The organism is Lactiplantibacillus xiangfangensis (assembly GCF_001438845.1).
Lineage (GTDB): Bacteria > Bacillota > Bacilli > Lactobacillales > Lactobacillaceae > Lactiplantibacillus > Lactiplantibacillus xiangfangensis.
The window spans coordinates 1-1,737 of record NZ_JQCL01000078.1 but is presented as its reverse complement, the minus strand read 5'-3'; the positions used below and the strand labels follow the sequence as shown (position 1 = coordinate 1,737).

Annotated in this window: 1 rRNA gene; it reads left to right on the top strand. The window is 49.7% G+C overall.

Annotated elements, in window-relative coordinates:
* Positions 1 to 149 precede the first annotated feature (149 nt).
* Positions 150 to 1,715, top strand: a 16S ribosomal RNA gene (locus tag IV64_RS09230).
* Positions 1,716 to 1,737: the final 22 nt, after the last annotated feature.

Below are 1,737 nucleotides of genomic sequence, written 5' to 3'. Positions count from 1 at the left end.
CTTTGAAAACTGAACAAAGTTTCGACAAATCAAATGTGTAGGGTCTCTTGATCTTGTATCAAGAGCAAAAACATTTGCGAAGTCAATTCGTGAAAACAATTAATAAATTTGAACCAACTTTTTAAATGAGCTTTTTTAGAACTCATCATTAATTTGAGAGTTTGATCCTGGCTCAGGACGAACGCTGGCGGCGTGCCTAATACATGCAAGTCGAACGAACTCTGGTATTGATTGGTGCTTGCATCATGATTTACATTTGAGTGAGTGGCGAACTGGTGAGTAACACGTGGGAAACCTGCCCAGAAGTGGGGGATAACACCTGGAAACAGATGCTAATACCGCATAACAACTCGGACCGCATGGTCTGAGTTTGAAAGATGGCTTCGGCTATCACTTTTGGATGGTCCCGCGGCGTATTAGCTAGATGGTGAGGTAACGGCTCACCATGGCAATGATACGTAGCCGACCTGAGAGGGTAATCGGCCACATTGGGACTGAGACACGGCCCAAACTCCTACGGGAGGCAGCAGTAGGGAATCTTCCACAATGGACGAAAGTCTGATGGAGCAACGCCGCGTGAGTGAAGAAGGGTTTCGGCTCGTAAAACTCTGTTGTTAAAGAAGAACATATCTGAGAGTAACTGTTCAGGTATTGACGGTATTTAACCAGAAAGCCACGGCTAACTACGTGCCAGCAGCCGCGGTAATACGTAGGTGGCAAGCGTTGTCCGGATTTATTGGGCGTAAAGCGAGCGCAGGCGGTTTTTTAAGTCTGATGTGAAAGCCTTCGGCTTAACCGAAGAAGTGCATCGGAAACTGGGAAACTTGAGTGCAGAAGAGGACAGTGGAACTCCATGTGTAGCGGTGAAATGCGTAGATATATGGAAGAACACCAGTGGCGAAGGCGGCTGTCTGGTCTGTAACTGACGCTGAGGCTCGAAAGTATGGGTAGCAAACAGGATTAGATACCCTGGTAGTCCATACCGTAAACGATGAATGCTAAGTGTTGGAGGGTTTCCGCCCTTCAGTGCTGCAGCTAACGCATTAAGCATTCCGCCTGGGGAGTACGGCCGCAAGGCTGAAACTCAAAGGAATTGACGGGGGCCCGCACAAGCGGTGGAGCATGTGGTTTAATTCGAAGCTACGCGAAGAACCTTACCAGGTCTTGACATACTACGCTAACCTGAGAGATCAGGCGTTCCCTTCGGGGACGTGGATACAGGTGGTGCATGGTTGTCGTCAGCTCGTGTCGTGAGATGTTGGGTTAAGTCCCGCAACGAGCGCAACCCTTATTATCAGTTGCCAGCATTAAGTTGGGCACTCTGGTGAGACTGCCGGTGACAAACCGGAGGAAGGTGGGGATGACGTCAAATCATCATGCCCCTTATGACCTGGGCTACACACGTGCTACAATGGATGGTACAACGAGTTGCGAACTCGCGAGAGCAAGCTAATCTCTTAAAGCCATTCTCAGTTCGGATTGTAGGCTGCAACTCGCCTACATGAAGTCGGAATCGCTAGTAATCGCGGATCAGCATGCCGCGGTGAATACGTTCCCGGGCCTTGTACACACCGCCCGTCACACCATGAGAGTTTGTAACACCCAAAGTCGGTGGGGTAACCTTCGGGGACCAGCCGCCTAAGGTGGGACAGATGATTAGGGTGAAGTCGTAACAAGGTAGCCGTAGGAGAACCTGCGGCTGGATCACCTCCTTTCTAAGGAATATTACGGAAACCT